Below are 18,566 nucleotides of genomic sequence, written 5' to 3'. Positions count from 1 at the left end.
GGCTACGCGTACTCGCCGTTGAAGGCGTGCGGAGTGTGCAGCTTCTTGAGCACCTTTCCTGTTCCAAGGGACATGTGCACACCGCAGGGCAGGCACGGGTCGAAACTGCGGACCGCGCGCATGATGTCGATGCCCTTGAAGTTCTCCGGCGGGTTCTCCTCGAAGATCGGTGTGTTCTGCACCGCGTCCTCGTAGGGCCCGGGAGTTCCGTAGACGTCACGGACGCTGCCGTTCCACGGAGTCGGTGGATACGGGTGGTAGTTGGCGATCTTGCCACCGCGAATGACCATGTGGTGCGACAGCACACCGCGAACGGCCTCGGTGAAGCCACAGCTCACGGCCTCGTCCGGGACCTTGAACTGCTCCCACGTCTTGGTGTGCCCAGCCCTGATCTCCTCGAGCGCCTTCTGGCAGAAGTACAGCGCCAACCCGGCCGAGTATGCCTGGAAGTACGTCCTTGCCCGGTTGCGTTCGAGCGCGTTGCTCCACTTCGGAATCTTCCACTCGAAGGTGACCTCAGGTTTTGTCACTGTTCGCGGCAGGTTGATCAGGACACTGTGGCCAGTCGCCTTGACATGCGGTGTGTCCACAAGTCCCGCCAGCGCGGTCGTCCACAGGCGAGCGATCGGGCCACCACCTGTGTCCAGGGGCAGGTAGTCGTTGCCGTCGAACCACCGCGGCGACATCGTCCACGAGTACTTGTCGTCGAAGTCCCGTTTGGCCGGTCGTGGGATCGTGTGCTGGTTCCACGGATGTCGCCGGTCGACCGGGTTGCCAAGCGGGTCACGGGAGACGAACATCTCCTGGTCTTCCCAGTCCTCGTAGAACGAGTGTCCCAAGAGGATCCGGATACCGAGGTTGATGTCCACAAGGCTCGTGGTGACGAGCTTGCCATCGACGACAACGCCTGGGGTGACGAACATCTTGCGGCCCCAGTCGGCCATGTTCTCGTAGGTGAAGTCGCAGTGGTCCGGGTCGTTCAGGCTGCCCCAGCAGCCCAACAGGATCCGGCGCTGGCCGACTTTCTCATAGCCCGGCAGGGCTTCGTAGAAGAAGCCGAACAGGTCGTCGTGCATCGGCACGACCCGTTTCATGAACTCCACGTACCGCATCAGCCTGGTCAGATAGTCCGTGAACAACTGGACTGTCGCGACCGTACCGACACCACCCGGATACAAAGTGGACGGATGGACGTGCCTGCCTTCCATCAGGCAGAACATCTCCCGCGTGTACCGGCTGACTTGCAGGGCCTCACGGTAGAACTCGCCTTCCAACGGGTTGAGCGACCGCATGATGTCGCCGATCGTGCGGTAGCCGTGCTCGCCCGCGTGCGGCGCTTCGGTGCGGTTGGCCAGTTCCAGCACACCAGGGTTGGTCTCCGCGACCATCTTCTCGCAGTAGTCCACCCCGACCAGGTTCTCCTGGAAGATGTTGTGGTCGAACATGTACTCGGCCGCCTCGCCGAGGTTGATGATCCACTCACCGAGGTGTGGCGGGCGGACGCCGTATGCCATGTTCTGGTTGTAGACCGAGCACGTCGCGTGGTTGTCACCGCAGATCCCGCAGATCCGGCTGGTGATGAAGTGCGCGTCGCGCGGGTCCTTGCCCTTCATGAAGATGCTGTAGCCACGGAAGATCGACGACGTGCTGTGGCACTCGACGACTTCCTTCGCGGCGAAGTCGATCTTCGTATAGATCCCGAGGCTGCCGACGATCCTGGTGACCGGATCCCACGCCATCTCGGTGAGTTCACGGCCCGCTGTGCCGGTGTCCGCACTACGTTTCGTGCTGGTCATCACATCACCAAGTGCTCTTGTAGCCGGTCAGAAGCTCCGAACCCTTTTGCCGCCACTTGGGTTCCGCGTCGACGGACTTCATCGTGAAGCCACGCAACGCACGGATCACCGTGCCGTACATGCTGCTCGCGGCGGCCGACACACGCGCGCCCGGCGGTTCGTCCATGAACGGCATGAACTTGTCCGGGAAACCCGGCATGGTGCACGCGATGCAGATGCCGCCGACGTTCGGGCAGCCGCCGACACCGTTGATCCAGCCGCGTTTCGGCACGTTGCACTTGACCACAGGACCCCAGCACCCCAGTTTCACCAGGCACTTGGGCGATCCGTATTCCTTGGCGAACTCGCCTTGCTCGTAGTACCCGGCACGGTCGCATCCTTCGTGGACAGTCGCACCGAACAGCCACTGTGGACGCAGTGCCTCATCCAACGGGATCATCGGCGCCTGCCCGGCCGCTTGGTAGAGCAGGTACAGGATGGTCTCGGCGAGGTTGTCGGGGTGGATCGGGCATCCTGGCACGCAGACGACCGGGATTCCGGCTTTGGACTGCCAGTCCCAGCCGAGGTAGTCGGGAACGCCCATCGCGCCGGTCGGATTGCCAGCCATGGCGTGGATTCCGCCGTAGGTCGCGCACGTGCCTACCGCGAGGACCGCCAAAGCCTTGGGAGCAAGCCGATCCAGCCATTCCGATGTGGTCATCGGTTGCCCGGTCTCCGGGTTGTTGCCGAACCCGCACCAGTAGCCCTCGTCCTTGATCGCCTCGTTCGGGATCGATCCCTCGACGACCAGCACGAACGGTTCGAGCTCGCCGCGGTCTGCCTTGTGCCACCACTCGATGAACGTGTCCGTGCCTTGCTCGGGGCCGCATTCGAAATCAATCAGCGGCCAGTGCACGGCGATCTTCGGCAGGCCAGGCAGCGCACCGAGGACGATCTCCTCGATGCTCGGCTGGGTGGCCGCGGTCAAGGCGACCGAATCGCCGTCGCAACTCAAGCCACCGTTCATCCACAGAATATGGACAACAGGTTCTTCAGCTTCGCTCATGATCGAGCTCCAGACGAATACACCAGAGGTAGGAGTCCCCTCGTTTCGCGTCTTCCGACGCAGTGCCGCGTGATCCGGTTCCCTTGACCTTGCTGGGGCGAAAGGGAACCGGATCACCCGACACTAGACTTGGCCGGACGGTGCGGCAAGACATAGGCTTATATCGTGGAACCGGTCGAAGTACTCCCCGTCGTGGTGGTGTCGAAAACGTTTCCAGCACGCCCTTCCTCGATTCCGGAAATCCAGGAATTCGTCCGGGCGAGCCTGACCGATTCGCCACTCACCGAAGCGGGAAACCGGGAGCTGACCCAGACGGTGTTCCGTGCGCTGCTGGCCGCGGCCGGTCCGGTCGGCACGATTCAGATTTGTTTCCGGATCTTCCCTGAACACGTCGAGATCGACGTCCTGCACTCGCATTCCGGTATCCCGGCTGATCCTCGCACCGACGGCCAGAATCCCGCTCAGACGAACACGTTCGCCGAATGGATGACCGAGGTGCTGCGCAGCGAAGGCCTGACGCCACAGGACGTAGCCAAACAGCTGGGTGTGTCGGTACGGACGGTGAGCCGCTGGGTCGGTGGCGAGACCGAGCCACGGATGCGTGATCTTCGCCGGTTGCAGGAACGGTTCGGCGATCTGCCACTGGCATGACGGCCTCGGCGGTCTTACTGTGCGTACATGCGTATCGGACCTGAAAACGGCAGGCTGCTGCTCCGCACCGGGCGGCAAGGTGTTGCCGCACAAGCAGGTCACGACCTGACCATCGAAGTCACCCGATGGTCGGGCGAGCTCGTGATCGCGGACGATCTCGCCGACAGCACGCTCACGGTGACCGCCGAAACCGCGTCACTGCGGGTGCTGGAAGGAACCGGCGGGATCAAGCCGCTGTCCGAAAGGGACAAACGGGAGATCGGCGTGACCGCGCGGCGCCTGCTGGACACCGAACGGCATCCGGAGATCACCTTCACCAGTACGAAGATCACCGCTAACGGCGATAACGGAACCGTCGACGGCACGCTGAGCCTGCACGGGAGGGACCGGCCGCTGACGCTGAGTGTCGGCCATCCGAGTGAAAATGTGTATACCGCCACCGGCTCGGTGATCCAGTCCGAGTACGGGATCAAGCCCTATTCGGCATTCCTCGGCGCTCTGAAACTCGCCGATTCGGTGAGTATCGAAGCAGAGGTCGACGTGTCATGAAATTCCTCGTGCTGTGGCGGATGGAACTTTCCCTGCTGTCCGGCGAGATGGCCGCCGCGGTGGCACGAATGCCCAAGTACGCTGGGCCGTTGGAACACAATGGCAAGGTTGTCGCGCGTTACCACCTGGTCGGCCAGCACGGTGGCGCGTGGATGTACGACGTATCCTCCAATGAGGAACTCGAGCGACTGCTCGCGATGTCGCCGGTCTACAACTTCGCGCGTTACGAGATCCATCCGCTCGCCGAGATGCCGGATCCATTGAATCCATGATTCTTTGTTCGTAACGTTTGACGCGCCAGCGTGACAGGACGACACTTGTGTCGTTCCCCAGCGGACAGAGGTGTCCGGTGACTGCTGCCAGAACCATCAATCCGGCGCGCGAACGCCATTGGGTTTGCGCGCAACGTATTCGAGAACGCCGGTTGGCGCTGGGCATGACCCAGCGCGAGGTCGTCGCGAGATTGGCCGAGCGCGGCAACCAGACCACCAACCGGGGCCTCAGCGCGATGGAGAACGGCCGCGGGCTTGACCTCGGCCTGCTGCCGGAGCTGTCGATCGCCTTGCGCTGCACGGTGACCTACCTGCTCGGATTGACGCCCGACCCGCAGTCCTGGCGCCCATCCGCCAACGGAACGCCGGTACGGCATGTGCCCACGCCACGGGACTCACCCCGGCAGGGAACGGGAATACTCGGTCCTGACGTACCCGTGAACTGGGTGCCAAGAAGAAGGTGACCTGACCGCTCTCCCATCACTTGAGCTGACAATCGAAGAGGAAGTGTGGACGTGACAACTGTGTCACTGTCCGGGCGGGTCGGCGCGCTGCTTGAGCGCCGGACCGCTCCGTTGAACGACCTCGCCGATCATGCGACCGACGTGGCCGGTACGTGTTTCGCCATGGCCCGGCGTTTTCACCGGGGTGGCAAGCTTGTCGTGTTCGGCAACGGCGGGCCGAGCACCGACGCGCAGCACGTCGCCGTGGAGTTCGTGCATCCAGTGATCGTCGGCAAGCGCGCCCTGCCCGCGATCTCGCTGACATCGGACGTGGCGACGGTGACAAGCGTCGCAAACCGGGTTGGCCTTGCCGAAATTTTCGCGCACCAGATCGAGTTCCTCGCCGAAGCACCCGACATCGCGCTCGGCCTGTCCACCGACGGCCAGTGCGAGAACGTCCTACGTGGCCTACTCAAGGCCAGGTCCCTCGGTGTGTTGTGCATCGCGCTGACCGGCGGGGACGGCGGCCGGATCGCCGCACGCGGTGTCGCTGACCACGTACTGATCGCCGCGTCGCGCGATCCCCGTGTGGTCAAAGAGGTGCACGTGACGATGTACCACGTTCTGTGGGAACTGGTGCACGTGTTCTTCGAGCAGCCAGGAGTTCTCGATGCCTGAGTGTCACGACGATGTGTGCGTTACGTGTTCGGACATCGCGGTCGAGGTGACCGTGGTTCGTCTGCTCGACGACGAGATGGCCGTCGTGCGCACACCGGCGGGCGACGAGGAGGTGAGCGTCGCCTTGGTGGACGCCAGCGTCGGCGACACGATCCTGGTGCACGCCCGCGAGGCCATCGCTGTGGTGGGGCAATTATGAACCACGACATCGAGTCGCTGTATCCGTTCCTGTACTCCGATCAGTCCAACGTGGCCGCGGTGATGGAACAGGTGCGTCAGTCGACTGTGGACAAGGCACGGGAGATCGTTCAGCTTCGTGCGCGGGTGTTCGAGCGTGACGGGGTTCGTCTTGCCGAATGCGCTGAGGAGATAGCTGCTCGGTTCGCCCGTGGCGGGCGCCTGCTGACGTTCGGCAATGGCGGCAGCTCAACCGATGCACAGAATCTGACCAGTGTTTTCCTTAGCCCAGCTGGGTCCGCGCGACCGTTGCCCGCGTTCAGCCTGACCAACGACATCGCTGTCATCACGGCACTGTGCAACGACGTGGGTTTCGAGGTCGTGTTCGCTCGGCAGATCGCCGCGTTCGGCAGGCCGTCAGACGTCGCCATCGGGTTGTCCACCAGCGGCAACTCCGAGAACCTGTTGCGTGCCTTCGATGAGGCCAGCAGGCTCGGGTTGTTCACCGTCGGGATCGCTGGCTACGACGGCGGCAAGATGGCGGAACTCGACAGCATCGACTACTTGTTCGTAGTTCCTTCTCCGTCGGTGCACCGGATTCAGGAAGCCCAGACGACGCTTTACCACGTGCTGTGGGAGCTGACGATCATGGCATTGGACTCGCCATGATGGATCAAGCGCGTGCGATCGCCGACGCGGTGTTGTACGAGGGATATCTGCTCTACCCGTACCGTGCGTCGGCCGCGAAGAACAAGGTCCGCTGGCAGTGGGGCGTGCTCATGCCGCCCACCTTCGCCGCGAACGACACCGGTGAGCGGTCGATGGCACAAAGCCAACTCATTGCCGAACCACGCTCGCCTGTCCATCTGCGACTCCGTTTTCTCCAGTTGCAGGCCAGGTGCGTGGAAATCGAGGAAGGCGCCGGGTTCCGCGCGGTGGGATCGGTAGTCCTTGACGATGTCGAGTACACGACCTGGGACGAGGCCGTCGAACGTGAAGTCGATGTCGAGCTCGACGGCGACCCCGCCGACCATCAGATTCCGTTCACTGTAGACGGTGGCCAGGAGTTGGAGCCCTTGTCCGGCGGCCGCGTCGTTCGCCGACGCTATCCCTTGCAAGGAGCGGTCGTGGTCCGGTCGAAGCCGCTTCCGGGCCCGTTCGGAGGCGTGCAGCTGACCGTTCAGGTCAAGAACACCTCACCTGTGACCTCCTCCTCCTGGCCCGATGCCCTACGGCACGCCTTCATCGCCGCACACGTCCTGCTGTCGCTGGATGAAGGTCAGTTCCTGTCCCAAGTAGACCCGCCGGAGTGGGCGTCGCTGGCGACCAAGGAGTGCGTCAACGACGGCATGTGGCCGGTGCTGGTCGGTGGCAGCCAAAGCGTGCTGTGCTCGCCGATCATCCTCTACGACCAGCCAGAGATCGCACCGGAGAGCGCGGGAAACCTGTTCGACGGCACCGAGATCGACGAGATCCTCACGTTGCGCACTATGACGTTGACCGACGCGGAAAAGCGCGAAGCTCGGTCGACTGATCCGCGTGCGGCCGAGTTGATCGACCGAGTGGACCACCTGCCTGCTGAGCTGGTCGAGCGCCTGCACGGCACGATCCGCTACCTTCACTCGGTCACACCGCCGGAGAATCCCGCGGAGACCCCCTGGTGGGATCCGGGCGCCGACGCGTCCGTCTCGCCGGAGGCTGACAGCGTGCTGGTCGCTGGAGTCGCGGTGTCCAAAGGCTCGCGGGTTCGGCTCAGGCCGGGTAAGCGGGCTGACGCACACGACATGTTCCTCGCCGGCCGGACAGCCGTCGTCGAAGCGGTGTTCCAGGACGTCGACGACACCTGTCACTTGGCTGTGACCATTGAGGACGATCCGGGCGCCGAGCTTTACGCCTACCACGGACGATTCCGTTACTTCGCTCCGGATGAGGTCGAGCCGCTATGATCTTGGTGGCCGGAGTTGGCAACATTTTCCTCGGAGACGACGCTTTCGGCGTCGAGGTCGTCCGGCGGCTGTCCAAGCAGGACCTGCCATCGTGGGCCCGCGTTGTCGACTACGGCATCCGGGGCATGCACCTCGCCCATGACATGGCGAACGCCTCATATCCCGCGACGATCCTGATCGATGCCGTCGACCGTGACGATCCACCTGGGACACTGTCCGTGATCGAACTGGACACGGCGGCAATGGACGAAGTGTCCAGTTTGGACGCGCATGGCATGCAACCGGAACTCGTACTGGGACTGGTAGGTCTGCTCGGCGCGAAGCCGGGCCGGGTGTTGCTGCTTGGCTGCCAGCCGCAGTCCCTTGATGAGCATATGGGGCTCAGCCCACCGGTCAACGCGGCTGTCGGTGCCGCGGTCGTCGTGGCACAGGACCTGATCGCCGATCTGTGGAAGGAGCTGGCATGTGCCTGGGTATCCCAGGGGAAGTGATCGAAATCATGGCCGACCGGCCCGACCTCGCCAAGGTGGACGTCAGCGGGGTGAAGCGGGCGATCAACATCGGGCTGTTGGCAGACCAGGAGATCGGCCCTGGTGACTGGGTACTGATCCACGTCGGCTTCGCGCTTTCGAAGATCGACGAGGAGGAAGCCAAAGCCGCGATGGAGTTCCTCGAAAGCATCGGCAAAGCCTACGAGGACGAGATAGCCGCACTCAAGGAATCCCAAATCCTTTAGAGTTCCTAACAGAAGGTTTTGACGTGTCGGTAGCAGATCACGCATGTGGCCAGACCGAGGAACGCCTCGTGGATGTCGGCGCGGCGTTCCCATCGGATACGCAGGCGCCGCATCCCGTGGTACCACGCGATTGTGCGCTCCACGACCCACCTGATCGCGCCGAGCCCGGAGCCGTGTTCCCTTCCACGCTCGGCGATCTGTGGGTCGATGCCCATACCGCGCAACTCACCACGGTGTTGGGCAGAGTCATAGGCGCGGTCGGCGTAGAGCTCGTCGGGGCGGCGGCGAGGACGCCCGCGCCTGCCCCGCACTGGCGGGATTGCCTCGACCAGCGGGAGGAGTTGAGTGACGTCATTGACGTTGCCACCGGTCAGGCCGACGGCCAGCGGGATGCCGCCGCCCTCGGTGATCACGTGGTGCTTGGAGCCTGGCCGGGCGCGATCGACCGGGCTCGGCCCGCTTTTGGGCCGCGGCGCGCCGCCCGCGCGTGCGAGCTGTCGATCACCGCTCGCGACCAGTCCAGCCTCCCGGCCGCGTTCAGCTCGGCCAAAAGCGCCTCGTGCAGCCGTTGCCACACCCCGGCATCGTTCCACTCCGCCAGGCGCCGCCAGCAGGTCATCCCTGACCCGAACCCCAGCTCCTGGGGCAGGAACTCCCACTGGATACCGGTGTGCAGCACGAACAAGATGCCTTGCAGGACGAGACGATCCGGCAGCCGCTTGGGGCCTGGCCGGGACAACGCGTACTCCCAGCGCGGCAACAGTGGCTCGATTCGTTCCCACAGGTCGTCGGGGACGATCCATGGCGGCTGCTCACCTTTCCTCACTCGTTTCATGATCAACGATCACGAACCTTCAGGCACCACAAGTGATCAACTTGTTAGGAACTCTTAGAGGGCATCTGATCTTAGTTAGGCAAGAATGTCTGCTTTGGGTGGATCGTTTCGCCAGGTTTGGGTGGATTCCCCGGTCAGGGTGCGGCTCATTATGTTAGTCATCGCCCAGTGGACCATCGTGCGCGACCGCTGGGGCAGGGCTTCGTAGTCGCGCGCGAGTCGGCGGTGTTGCATCAGCCAGCCCAGACTGCGCTCCACTACCCACCGCCGGGGCAACACGTGGAATCCCTTGGCAGAAGGGCGTTTGACGACCTCAACCCGGATACCCCGCTGGGCTCCATGACGGATGACTGTGTTGTTGTAGCCACCGTCCACCCATGCCGCCGACACGGTCGGATGCGCAGCGGCGAGATGATCGAGAACCTGTTGCCCGCCAGCGGAATCCTGCACCGACGCCGCGGTCACGATTACCGCCAGCAGCAGGCCGAGCACATCGGTGGCGATGTGCCGTTTGCGGCCCTTGATCTTCTTGCCCGCGTCGATACCCTGACTGGATTCGCTGACATTGCAGGAGGTTTTCACGCTCTGCGAGTCGATGATCGCCGCCGTCGGGGCAGCAGCGCGGCCTTTCGCGACGCGGACTTGGTCACGCAACAGGTCATGCAGCGTTTCCGTTGTGCCATCGGCTTCCCACTTGGCGTAGTAGTCATAAACCGTCTTGCAGGGCGGGAAGTCGTGCGGCAGATACTCCCAGGCGATCCCGGTCCGGCACACGTACAGGATCGCGTTCACGATCTCCCGCAAGTCATGCACGCGCATCACGGTTCCCGGCCCACGCCGGGCAGCACGCCACGCCGTCAGCGTTGGCTCGATCAACGCCCAGCGAGCATCGGACAAGTCGCTGCGGTACGCACGCCGGGACCCCACAAGTTGATCAAGGTATCAGCCGTCACCCGACACAGACATATCGCCCCAACCAAGATCAGATGCCCTCTTAGAGGGCATCTGATCTTAGTTAGGCAAGAATGTCTGCTTTGGGTGGATCGTTTCGCCAGGTTTGGGTGGATTCCCCGGTCAGGGTGCGGCTCATTATGTTAGTCATCGCCCAGTGGACCATCGTGCGCGACCGCTGGGGCAGGGCTTCGTAGTCGCGCGCGAGTCGGCGGTGTTGCATCAGCCAGCCCAGACTGCGCTCCACTACCCACCGCCGGGGCAACACGTGGAATCCCTTGGCAGAAGGGCGTTTGACGACCTCAACCCGGATACCCCGCTGGGCTCCATGACGGATGACTGTGTTGTTGTAGCCACCGTCCACCCATGCCGCCGACACGGTCGGATGCGCAGCGGCGAGATGATCGAGAACCTGTTGCCCGCCAGCGGAATCCTGCACCGACGCCGCGGTCACGATTACCGCCAGCAGCAGGCCGAGCACATCGGTGGCGATGTGCCGTTTGCGGCCCTTGATCTTCTTGCCCGCGTCGATACCCTGACTGGATTCGCTGACATTGCAGGAGGTTTTCACGCTCTGCGAGTCGATGATCGCCGCCGTCGGGGCAGCAGCGCGGCCTTTCGCGACGCGGACTTGGTCACGCAACAGGTCATGCAGCGTTTCCGTTGTGCCATCGGCTTCCCACTTGGCGTAGTAGTCATAAACCGTCTTGCAGGGCGGGAAGTCGTGCGGCAGATACTCCCAGGCGATCCCGGTCCGGCACACGTACAGGATCGCGTTCACGATCTCCCGCAAGTCATGCACGCGCATCACGGTTCCCGGCCCACGCCGGGCAGCACGCCACGCCGTCAGCGTTGGCTCGATCAACGCCCAGCGAGCATCGGACAAGTCGCTGCGGTACGCACGCCGGGACCCCACAAGTTGATCAAGGTATCAGCCGTCACCCGACACAGACATATCGCCCCAACCAAGATCAGATGCCCTCTTAGGGGAGTCATGCGTTTCGTAGACGAGTTCCGGAACGCCGAGACGGCACGGGCGCTGTCCGCGAAGATCGCCCGGCTGTGCGAACCCGGCAGGGAGTACAAATTCATGGAAGTGTGCGGCGGGCACACGCACACGATCTACAAGCACGGCCTCGAGGACTACCTCCCGTCGAACATCACGCTGGTGCATGGCCCCGGCTGCCCGGTGTGCGTCATCCCGATGGGCAGGATCGACGACGCGATCCACATCGCGCGTCAGCCGGGCGTGCTGATGACGTCGTTCGGCGACATGATGCGCGTGCCCGGAAGTGACGGGAACTTCTTCGACTCCAACGCGGAGGGCACCACCATCCGGATGGTCTACTCGCCACTGGATTCGTTGAAGATCGCCAAGCAGAACCCGGACCTGCACGTGGTCTTCATGGCGATCGGCTTCGAAACCACGGCCCCGTCAACGGCGATGACGATCCTGCGGGCAACGAAAGAAGGGATCGAGAACTTCTCGGTCTTCGGCAACCACATCACGATCATCCCAGCGATCAAGGCAATCCTGGACTCACCGGACCTGCGCCTCGACGGGTTCATCGGCCCAGGGCACGTGTCCACTGTGATCGGTTGCCGGCCGTACGAGTTCATCGCTGCGGAGTACGGGAAGCCGATTGTGGTGGCGGGGTTCGAACCGCTGGACATTCTGCAGTCGATCTACATGCTGATGCTGCAGTTGACTGAGGGACGTTCGGAGGTCGAGAACCAGTACTCACGGGTTGTTCCTTGGGACGGGAACGTCACGGCCTTGCGGGCTATTGGTGAGACGATGGAGCTTCGGCCGTACTTCGAGTGGCGTGGTTTGGGTTTCATCTCGAATTCGGCTTTGCGGATCCGGGCGAAGTACGCGCGGTTCGACGCTGAGCTTGCCTACTCCGTGCCCGGGGTGCGGGTTGCCGATCCGAAGTCCTGTCAGTGTGGCGAGGTGTTGAAGGGCGTGCTGAAGCCTTGGGAGTGCAAGGTTTTCGGCACGGCTTGCACGCCCGAGACGCCGATTGGGACGTGCATGGTGTCGCCAGAGGGTGCTTGTGCGGCTTACTACAACTTTGGGCGGTTCACCCGGACCCGGGTGCGTGAAGCGAGCTTGTCATGAACGAGATATCGGTGCGAGAGCAACAAGTCCTCGATCGGATCGAGCGAGCTCGGCGGCGTCGGCCCAGGGTGAAGGAGGATCGGATCACACTGGCTCACGGGTCCGGCGGGAAGGCGACACAGACGCTGATCGAGGCTGTGTTCGTGGACGCGTTCAGCAATCCTCTGCTGGATGAGCTGGATGACGCGGCCTCCTTCTCGATTGGTGGTTCCCGTCTGGCGTTCACGACGGACTCGTTTGTGGTTTCGCCGCTGTTCTTTCCTGGCGGGAACATAGGCGACTTGGCCGTCAACGGGACCGTGAATGATCTGGCTGTGTCGGGCGCTCGGCCGTTGTATCTGACCGCGGGGTTCATTCTGGAGGAGGGTTTTCCGGTCGCGGACCTTCGTAGGATCGTTGCTTCGATGCGAGATGCCGCGTTTGCTGCGGACGTGCAGATTGTCACCGGCGACACGAAGGTCGTTCAGCGGGGTAAGGCGGATGGGTGTTACATCAACACCGCTGGGGTTGGTGTGATTTCCTATCCAACGAAGCTGGGCGCTTCTTCGGTTCAGCCTGGGGACGCGATCCTGGTTTCCGGTCCTGTCGGTGAGCACGGCGTGACCGTGATGCTTGCTCGGGGTGAGCTTGATATCGAGGCTGACCTTGAGTCGGATACCGCTGCTGTGCACGGCCTCGTGGCTTCTTTGTTGGCAGCGACTCCCGGGGTTCGCGTCATGCGGGACGCGACTCGCGGTGGCGTGGCCACGATTCTGAACGAGGTCGCCAAGGCCGCTGAGGTCGTCGACGAGGATCAGGTTCCCGTGGGGACTGAGGTTCGCGGGGCTTCGGAACTGCTTGGCATTGATCCGTTGTATGTCGCGTGTGAAGGCCGGATCGTGGCTTTCGTTTCCGGGGACTCGGCTTCGGCGGCGTTGGCCGCCATGCGGGCCCATCCGCTTGGAGCTTCGGCCGCGATCGTTGGCCGGGTGAAGGCGGATCCACCGGGGCTGGTTCTGTTGAACACCGTCTTCGGCGGGACCCGGATTTGCGACCTGCTGGTTGGCGACCCGCTGCCCCGGATCTGTTGATGCACGAGCTTTCCATTGCCCAGTCGATCGTCTCGCAGATAGCCGATCGGCTGGGCTCCACACGGGTTGTCACTGTCACGCTGGAGATCGGCAAAATCTCCGGGATCGTCGTGTCCTCCGTCCGATTCTGCTTCGACCTGGTGGCTTCAGGGACCATTCACGACGGTGCTTCCCTGGTCGTCCTAGAGCCGGTGGGGCGCGCGATCTGCCACGCCTGTTCGGAGGAGTTCACTACGACAGACCCCATTGTGCTTTGTCCATCGTGCGGCACTGCTTCGGTGGACGTCGTGGCCGGACGGGAACTTCGGATCAAGTCGGTTGAGGTGATGACATGTGCGGAACCTGCGGATGCTCCGAAACCGTGACAATAGAGGAGAAGGTGCTGGCCCGCAATGACTCGCTAGCATCACACAACCGCGCCGCACTGGCTTCGGCTTCGGTGTTCGCGGTGAACCTGATGTCCTCCCCTGGGTCTGGGAAGACAACTCTGTTGGAGCGTACCGTCCGTTCGTTGGACGTGCCTGTGTCTGTTGTGGAGGGTGATCAGGCGACGAGCTTTGACGCCGATCGCATCCGTTCGACCGGTGTCGCCGTCACTCAGATCAACACCGGCGCTGGCTGCCACCTTGACGCTTCCATGCTGCACGAGGCTATTCACACCTTGTCCCCTGCCCCTGGGTCCGTGTTGTTCGTTGAGAACGTCGGGAACTTGGTTTGCCCCGCACTGTTCGACCTTGGGGAAGCTGCTCGGGTCGTCATCATGTCGGCGCCTGAAGGTGTGGACAAGCCGTTGAAGTACCCGCACATGTTCCGCACCGCGGATCTGATCCTGTTGAACAAGGTAGACCTGTTGCCTTACCTGGACTTCCCGCTCGACGTGTTCAAGACCCAGGTCCGCCAGGTCAACCCCACAGCCCCGATCCTCCACGTCTCAGCAACCCGAGGCGACGGCATGGACACCTGGCTCGACTGGCTCAATTCCCACCGAGCCGCCCACTCACCGCCCCAACTCGGCGTGTCCACCAACCCCACACCATGAAATCCACGTTCCAGCACACCGTGTCCACCGTTCCGGCACACCGTGTCCACCGTTCCAGCACACCGTGTCCACCGTTCCAGCACACCGTGTCCGCCTTTCCTGCAAGCTGTCTTGACCTTTGCCTCCCACCACTCCTCGCGTTCACTTGTCCACTGCAGCGTTGTCCAGCGTTGGCACCCAATCGTGTGGTTGCCTTGTATTGCAGGGACTTTCACGTTGTGGCGGCGTAATCTGGAGGCATGGGGGAGATCACATCGACACACTGGCAGCTCGACGATCGTGAGCTTGTCGCGTGCATCTCCGCTTCGGAACGCAAGCTACGCCGAGACTATGCCGAGCACCTTGCTTTTCTGGCCGAAGCGGATGCGCGGGGCACCGCGTACTGCTTGGGCTACAGCAACACCACCGCGCTTCTCATGCACACCTTGAACATCACGCGCCAGGAAGGCAACCAACGGCTCGCCCACGCGGCCGCCCTGAACGACGCCAAGACACCCACCGGGACTGTGGTTGCGGCTTCCATTCCCTTGACTGCCAAGAAACTCGACGCTGGCGAGGTCAGTATCGGACAGGTCGAGGTGATCCGGAGGTTCGTCGCAAGCTTGACCCACCTTCAACCCGACAAGGTGTCACTGGCCGAGGAGTTGCTGATCGAACGTGCCGCGCAGGACGATCCGAACGCGCTAGCCCGGTTCGGCGAACGCGTCGTGCGCGACATCGTCGACCCGGACGGGAAACCACCGAACGTCGACCAGCCGCACCGACCGGAACGGGAGTTGCGGCGACACACCTACAGCGACGGACACCTCGAGTTCAAAGGGCGGCTCGATGCTGAAACCGCTGTCTTGTTCAACGAACTGCTCAAACCGTTCGAGAAGTACGAGGCCGACGACCCTCGCGGCTACGCCGAACGCGGCGGCGACGCGTTCGCCGACGTCCTGCAACAGGCCGCCAACTGTCCAGACCTGCCAACACACAATGGCCTCAAAACCGAAATCGCCGTCACCATCTCCCTCGACGCACTCAAGACCATGGCAGCCGACCGTGTCCTGCCGGAAACCCAACTGACCGCAGCCGAGGCACGACGAATCTGTTGCGATGCCCACGTTCTGCCTGCCGTGATGGGCGGTGAATCGAAACCACTCGACATCGCCGCGCCTTCCTACACCATCCCCGCGCACATCCGGCGGGCCTTGGTCCTTCGCGATCGCGGATGTACCTTCCCCACCTGCGAACGGCCAGCGAGTGTGTCCCACGGGCACCATATAGTGGAATGGCAACACGGCGGGCCTACCGCCGTCGACAACCTCGTGCTGCTCTGCGGTCGCCATCACAGACTAGTGCACCGCAGCGACTGGAAAGTCGAGCTGAAAGACGACGTCGCCTGGTTCACCCCGCCGGACTTCGTCGACCCCAATGCCGCTTAGTTAAGCGATCTTGCTGAAGACGTGCAGCTCAGCCGGTTTGTCGTAACGTGCGCCGATGTGGTTGGGGCGTTTGATGAGCTTGTCACCGACCTGACTTCGTTTCACCACTCGGGGATACGAGCGATGTCGACGTCCACGGGTGCGGCGTTGTCTGATCTCTTCACACGTCTCGATGATCGCCCTCTTCAGGCGATGAGGGGAAAAACCCGCCTGGTTGGTAACCTGGCGGCGGACAGCGTTGAGGCTGCGAACGAACGACAGCTCGTCGACATCCAGCCCATCATCAGGTCCGGCGTCATCTGCGGCCTCATGCATCAGATCCCGCACCGCGTAATGTGTCAGCAGCAGAGCCCAGATTTCTTGCCGGACTAGATCGGCCGATTTCGACCGTAGCACCCTGCTATGGGATATCTGATGGGTTTCGACCTCGTCCAGTGTCAACTCGAACTCCCATCGCTGCCGATACAACGCCGCTAGCTCCGCCGCGGCCGCCAACTCGTGATCCATGATCGTGGTGATCAACCGGATCGTCTCGGGCTGATCACCACGGTTGGTCACCATGTACTCCACCACGCGGATTGGCAGCCGCATCTCTGGACGCACGGTGCGTTGCTTGCCACGCTTGAGATCCACCTTGACCTGTCTGGGCAACAACTCCGAGCGGAACGAGCCATCCGGCAACCACTCCAGCACCGGCACCTCAACGCTATTCTTCAACCGCCACAACAAATCAGCACCGGTCTCGGTCGCCTGTTTCCACAACTCATAGCCAAAGAAACCACGATCAGCCACCACTAGCATGCCCGGCTCGAGATCATCCAGAATGCGCGTCAGCAACTCGCGCTCATAGACCCGCCACGAGTCGATCGCCGCGGCCACGATCGCATGGGTGCCGCACTCGCCCAAGCCGACGACGCGCACCTGCGGGAACGGGCTTTCCCCACCACCATGCGATTTCTTACCGAACACCGCGACGTTGTCATCAGTATCCGGCACGTCCAGCACCAGCCCATCCACGGCCATCACCCGCCACCCGTGAAACCAGGCTCCCTTCGTGCCTGGCCGAGCCATCGGCACCGCGACCCGCTCGAACAAGACCTGCAACGGTTCCGCACCCAGCCGTTGGCGTGCTTGGGAAAGCGCACTCGTGGTCGGCACATGCCAGTCATCCCGCCAGGTACCCAGAAACCGCAGACCGTTGACCAGCTTGCGCATCACCTCTTCATAACTGTCTTCGAAGAACAGGCATAGCGCCAACACCCAATAGACAACCACCCTGGCTGGCAGCAACCGTGTTCGCTTCTCCCGTCGACCCGTGTCGGCCAGCACCTCGTCCACCAGATCACGATCCAACAAACGTGTGAGAACACCGATACTGATCCCGTCGGTGAAGCGCCGGGATGGTGTGGCGGGCACGGTCACATGAGCAACGTATACGCCACTATTTCCATGCGCTACAAGGGGTTTTCTCCGAAGCCGTACACGTCATCGATCCACAGGAGACAGAAATATTTCATGTCTCCGCACCACTCACCACCCGCTTAACTAAAGATCTTTCGGTAATAGGGTGAGTCGTTGCGGGTGATTCGCCTTGCCTGGTAGGACAATCGTGGTATGCCAGAACCGTCACGATCGGCCGGCCAGCGTCGGAAAGCCCGGAGCGGCAAGAAAGTAGCTGCCCGCCGTGATTTTGAGGCGTTGCGGGAACGCCGGATGCGGGCTGCGGAGATGTTCGATCGCGGCAAGCGGCAGGTCGATGTGGTGGTGGAGTTGGGAGTCTCGGCGCAGACCGCTTCACGGTGGCACCGGGCGTGGTCGACCGGCGGACGGCAGGCATTGGCCGGGGCTGGCCGTGCCGGGCGGCTGCGTAAGCTGACCGATGAGCAGGTAGCCGCGGTGGCAGGCGCGCTGGCGCAGGGGCCGAAGGCGAACGGATTCCCGACCGACATGTGGACGCTGGCGCGGGTGGCCAAGGTGATCGAGAAGGTCACCGGGGTGCGGTACTCGCAAACCCAGACCTGGACGATCCTGCGCGAGCGGCTGGGCTGGAGCAGGCAGCGTCCCGCCCGCCGCGCCACCGAACGCGACCAGGAGGCCATCGACAGGTGGGTGAAAAAGGAGTGGCCACGCATAAAAAAAGCGCCCGGCGCCGAAGGGCCTGGATCTGCTTCCAGGACGAGTCCGGATTCTCCCTGCTGCCCGTAGTACGGGCCACCTGGGCGCCACGCGGCCAGACACCGGTGCTGACCCACCGGTTCTCCTGGAAACGCCTGTCGATGTCCGGCGCGCTGGCCTACCGACCCGACCGCAGCGAGGCGGTGTTCGTGTTCGGCATCAAAGAAGGCGCCTACAACACCGCCTCGCTGATCGAGTTCCTCACCGCTCTGCACGAGCACCTCGACGGCCAGAAAGTCACCCTGATCTGGGACGGCCTGCCCGCCCACCGATCGAACGACATGAAGGCATGGCTGACCACCCAACGACACTGGCTGCACGTGGAACCGTTGCCCGGCTACGCCCCCGACCTCAACCCGATGGAAACGGTATGGGGCAACGTCAAAGCACGCGAACTGGCCAACTTGTGCCCCGACACCCTCGACGAAGCCCACACCGCCGCGCAGACCGGCCTGGAACGCGTCGGCAGCAGCTACCAACTGTGCTTCAACTTCCTCGACCACACCGGCCTTTCCCTATGACATAACTCACTCAAATACCGAAAGGTCTTTAAGCGGCATTGGACTGAACCTAAAACAAAGGAGACAAGGCAATGAACGACATCACATCGACCTGCACATCGAGCCGGTCCTGCTCGGCGACGGCGTCCGGCTC

At 62.8% G+C, this 18,566-nt stretch carries 21 protein-coding genes and 2 pseudogenes; 17 read left to right on the top strand and 6 right to left on the bottom strand.

The features are described 5' to 3' along the window. Positions 1-2: 2 nt before the first annotated feature. Together LWC34_RS29045 and LWC34_RS29040 are read right to left on the bottom strand one after the other, a co-directional pair. On the bottom strand, positions 3-1,796 hold the full coding sequence (locus LWC34_RS29045) for a nickel-dependent hydrogenase large subunit (RefSeq protein ID WP_233728270.1): 1,794 nt from the start codon (positions 1,794-1,796) through the stop codon (positions 3-5). A 4-nt stretch (positions 1,797-1,800) separates the two neighbouring features. Then, the gene (locus LWC34_RS29040) at positions 1,801-2,841 is read right to left on the bottom strand and encodes an NADH-quinone oxidoreductase subunit B family protein (RefSeq protein ID WP_233728269.1); all 1,041 of its coding nucleotides are present in this window, start codon (positions 2,839-2,841) and stop codon (positions 1,801-1,803) included. A gap of 165 nt (positions 2,842-3,006) precedes the next feature. On the opposite strand from LWC34_RS29040, the gene LWC34_RS58190 reads away from it, so the two are divergent. From LWC34_RS58190 to LWC34_RS28990, 10 genes are all read left to right on the top strand, one after another. Further along, complete coding sequence (locus tag LWC34_RS58190; RefSeq protein ID WP_233728268.1) at positions 3,007-3,492, top strand: helix-turn-helix domain-containing protein; 486 nt, start codon at positions 3,007-3,009, stop codon at positions 3,490-3,492. Positions 3,493-3,519: 27 nt separating this feature from the next. Continuing rightward, positions 3,520-4,041: a YceI family protein gene (locus LWC34_RS29030; protein WP_233728267.1), complete on the top strand. Its 522-nt coding sequence runs from the start codon at positions 3,520-3,522 to the stop codon at positions 4,039-4,041. Continuing rightward, a complete protein-coding gene (locus LWC34_RS29025; RefSeq protein WP_233728266.1) occupies positions 4,038-4,313 on the top strand; it encodes a muconolactone Delta-isomerase family protein in 276 nt (91 codons plus the stop codon). The genes LWC34_RS29030 and LWC34_RS29025 overlap by 4 nt, the downstream gene beginning before the upstream one ends. Before the next feature lie 77 nt (positions 4,314-4,390). Continuing rightward, complete coding sequence (locus LWC34_RS29020) at positions 4,391-4,777, top strand: helix-turn-helix domain-containing protein (RefSeq protein WP_233728265.1); 387 nt, start codon at positions 4,391-4,393, stop codon at positions 4,775-4,777. Between the two features lie 60 nt (positions 4,778-4,837). After that, positions 4,838-5,434 (top strand): D-sedoheptulose-7-phosphate isomerase, encoded by a 597-nt coding sequence (locus tag LWC34_RS29015; RefSeq protein WP_372496664.1) that lies wholly within the window; start codon positions 4,838-4,840, stop codon positions 5,432-5,434. Further along, a complete protein-coding gene (locus LWC34_RS29010; RefSeq protein ID WP_233728263.1) occupies positions 5,427-5,633 on the top strand; it encodes a HypC/HybG/HupF family hydrogenase formation chaperone in 207 nt (68 codons plus the stop codon). Before LWC34_RS29015 ends, LWC34_RS29010 begins: the two co-directional genes overlap by 8 nt. Then, positions 5,630-6,280, top strand: a complete 651-nt coding sequence (locus LWC34_RS29005) for a D-sedoheptulose-7-phosphate isomerase (RefSeq protein WP_233728262.1) — start codon at positions 5,630-5,632, stop codon at positions 6,278-6,280. The genes LWC34_RS29010 and LWC34_RS29005 overlap by 4 nt, the downstream gene beginning before the upstream one ends. After that, positions 6,280-7,557 (top strand): hypothetical protein, encoded by a 1,278-nt coding sequence (locus LWC34_RS29000; protein WP_308200148.1) that lies wholly within the window; start codon positions 6,280-6,282, stop codon positions 7,555-7,557. Before LWC34_RS29005 ends, LWC34_RS29000 begins: the two co-directional genes overlap by 1 nt. Beyond that, on the top strand, positions 7,554-8,048 hold the full coding sequence (locus tag LWC34_RS28995) for a hydrogenase maturation protease (RefSeq protein WP_233728260.1): 495 nt from the start codon (positions 7,554-7,556) through the stop codon (positions 8,046-8,048). Before LWC34_RS29000 ends, LWC34_RS28995 begins: the two co-directional genes overlap by 4 nt. Then, positions 8,021-8,293: a HypC/HybG/HupF family hydrogenase formation chaperone gene (locus LWC34_RS28990; protein ID WP_233728259.1), complete on the top strand. Its 273-nt coding sequence runs from the start codon at positions 8,021-8,023 to the stop codon at positions 8,291-8,293. The genes LWC34_RS28995 and LWC34_RS28990 overlap by 28 nt, the downstream gene beginning before the upstream one ends. A gap of 5 nt (positions 8,294-8,298) precedes the next feature. Here the strand turns inward: LWC34_RS28990 and LWC34_RS28985 are convergent. From LWC34_RS28985 to LWC34_RS28975, 3 genes are all read right to left on the bottom strand, one after another. Continuing rightward, positions 8,299-9,128, bottom strand: a protein-coding gene (locus LWC34_RS28985) for an IS5 family transposase (RefSeq protein ID WP_233723282.1) whose coding sequence is annotated in 2 segments (ribosomal slippage) — positions 8,299-8,756 and positions 8,756-9,128 — 831 coding nt in all. Because the reading frame shifts where the segments join, the coding sequence is not laid out codon by codon here. A gap of 75 nt (positions 9,129-9,203) precedes the next feature. Beyond that, the gene (locus tag LWC34_RS28980; RefSeq protein WP_233722595.1) at positions 9,204-10,055 is read right to left on the bottom strand and encodes an IS5 family transposase; all 852 of its coding nucleotides are present in this window, start codon (positions 10,053-10,055) and stop codon (positions 9,204-9,206) included. Between the two features lie 88 nt (positions 10,056-10,143). Further along, positions 10,144-10,995, bottom strand: a complete 852-nt coding sequence (locus LWC34_RS28975) for an IS5 family transposase (protein ID WP_233722595.1) — start codon at positions 10,993-10,995, stop codon at positions 10,144-10,146. Between the two features lie 78 nt (positions 10,996-11,073). Between LWC34_RS28975 and hypD the strand changes: the two genes are divergently transcribed. From hypD to LWC34_RS28950, 5 genes are all read left to right on the top strand, one after another. After that, positions 11,074-12,201 (top strand): hydrogenase formation protein HypD, encoded by a 1,128-nt coding sequence (gene hypD, locus LWC34_RS28970; RefSeq protein WP_233728258.1) that lies wholly within the window; start codon positions 11,074-11,076, stop codon positions 12,199-12,201. Beyond that, complete coding sequence (gene hypE / locus LWC34_RS28965; RefSeq protein WP_233728257.1) at positions 12,198-13,271, top strand: hydrogenase expression/formation protein HypE; 1,074 nt, start codon at positions 12,198-12,200, stop codon at positions 13,269-13,271. Before hypD ends, hypE begins: the two co-directional genes overlap by 4 nt. Continuing rightward, positions 13,271-13,636: a hydrogenase maturation nickel metallochaperone HypA gene (gene hypA / locus LWC34_RS28960; protein ID WP_233728256.1), complete on the top strand. Its 366-nt coding sequence runs from the start codon at positions 13,271-13,273 to the stop codon at positions 13,634-13,636. The genes hypE and hypA overlap by 1 nt, the downstream gene beginning before the upstream one ends. Continuing rightward, positions 13,603-14,310 carry a hydrogenase nickel incorporation protein HypB gene (gene hypB, locus LWC34_RS28955; RefSeq protein ID WP_233728255.1) on the top strand — a complete coding sequence of 236 codons (708 nt, stop codon included), beginning with the start codon at positions 13,603-13,605 and terminating at the stop codon, positions 14,308-14,310. The genes hypA and hypB overlap by 34 nt, the downstream gene beginning before the upstream one ends. A 239-nt stretch (positions 14,311-14,549) precedes the next feature. Then, positions 14,550-15,737, top strand: a complete 1,188-nt coding sequence (locus LWC34_RS28950; RefSeq protein ID WP_233728254.1) for an HNH endonuclease signature motif containing protein — start codon at positions 14,550-14,552, stop codon at positions 15,735-15,737. 195 nt (positions 15,738-15,932) lie between these two features. On the opposite strand, the pseudogene LWC34_RS28945 reads toward LWC34_RS28950, so the two are convergent. Next, positions 15,933-17,159: pseudogene (locus tag LWC34_RS28945) on the bottom strand (IS4 family transposase); the annotation flags it as partial. 192 nt (positions 17,160-17,351) lie between these two features. Between LWC34_RS28945 and LWC34_RS28940 the strand changes: the two are divergent. Together LWC34_RS28940 and LWC34_RS28935 are read left to right on the top strand one after the other, a co-directional pair. Further along, a pseudogene (locus LWC34_RS28940) lies at positions 17,352-17,843 on the top strand (winged helix-turn-helix domain-containing protein); the annotation flags it as partial. Beyond that, on the top strand, positions 17,756-18,433 hold the full coding sequence (locus LWC34_RS28935; RefSeq protein ID WP_308200169.1) for an IS630 family transposase: 678 nt from the start codon (positions 17,756-17,758) through the stop codon (positions 18,431-18,433). The pseudogene LWC34_RS28940 and the gene LWC34_RS28935, both read left to right, overlap by 88 nt. Positions 18,434-18,566: the final 133 nt, after the last annotated feature.

It is taken from the genome of Kibdelosporangium philippinense, from assembly GCF_021390435.2.
Classification (GTDB): domain Bacteria; phylum Actinomycetota; class Actinomycetes; order Mycobacteriales; family Pseudonocardiaceae; genus Kibdelosporangium; species Kibdelosporangium philippinense.
Note: the sequence above shows the minus strand (reverse complement) of the source record. Positions and strands in the feature narration are given on the sequence as shown.

Coding starts and splice junctions, on each gene's coding strand:
- LWC34_RS29045 (WP_233728270.1), bottom strand. CDS start 1,796: ATGACCAGCACGAAACGTAGTGCGGACACCGGCACAGCGGGCCGTGAA.
- LWC34_RS29040 (WP_233728269.1), bottom strand. CDS start 2,841: ATGAGCGAAGCTGAAGAACCTGTTGTCCATATTCTGTGGATGAACGGT.
- LWC34_RS29030 (WP_233728267.1), top strand. CDS start 3,520: ATGCGTATCGGACCTGAAAACGGCAGGCTGCTGCTCCGCACCGGGCGG.
- LWC34_RS29025 (WP_233728266.1), top strand. CDS start 4,038: ATGAAATTCCTCGTGCTGTGGCGGATGGAACTTTCCCTGCTGTCCGGC.
- LWC34_RS29010 (WP_233728263.1), top strand. CDS start 5,427: ATGCCTGAGTGTCACGACGATGTGTGCGTTACGTGTTCGGACATCGCG.
- LWC34_RS29005 (WP_233728262.1), top strand. CDS start 5,630: ATGAACCACGACATCGAGTCGCTGTATCCGTTCCTGTACTCCGATCAG.
- LWC34_RS29000 (WP_308200148.1), top strand. CDS start 6,280: ATGGATCAAGCGCGTGCGATCGCCGACGCGGTGTTGTACGAGGGATAT.
- LWC34_RS28995 (WP_233728260.1), top strand. CDS start 7,554: ATGATCTTGGTGGCCGGAGTTGGCAACATTTTCCTCGGAGACGACGCT.
- LWC34_RS28990 (WP_233728259.1), top strand. CDS start 8,021: ATGTGCCTGGGTATCCCAGGGGAAGTGATCGAAATCATGGCCGACCGG.
- hypD (WP_233728258.1), top strand. CDS start 11,074: ATGCGTTTCGTAGACGAGTTCCGGAACGCCGAGACGGCACGGGCGCTG.
- hypE (WP_233728257.1), top strand. CDS start 12,198: ATGAACGAGATATCGGTGCGAGAGCAACAAGTCCTCGATCGGATCGAG.
- hypA (WP_233728256.1), top strand. CDS start 13,271: ATGCACGAGCTTTCCATTGCCCAGTCGATCGTCTCGCAGATAGCCGAT.
- hypB (WP_233728255.1), top strand. CDS start 13,603: ATGTGCGGAACCTGCGGATGCTCCGAAACCGTGACAATAGAGGAGAAG.
- LWC34_RS28950 (WP_233728254.1), top strand. CDS start 14,550: ATGGGGGAGATCACATCGACACACTGGCAGCTCGACGATCGTGAGCTT.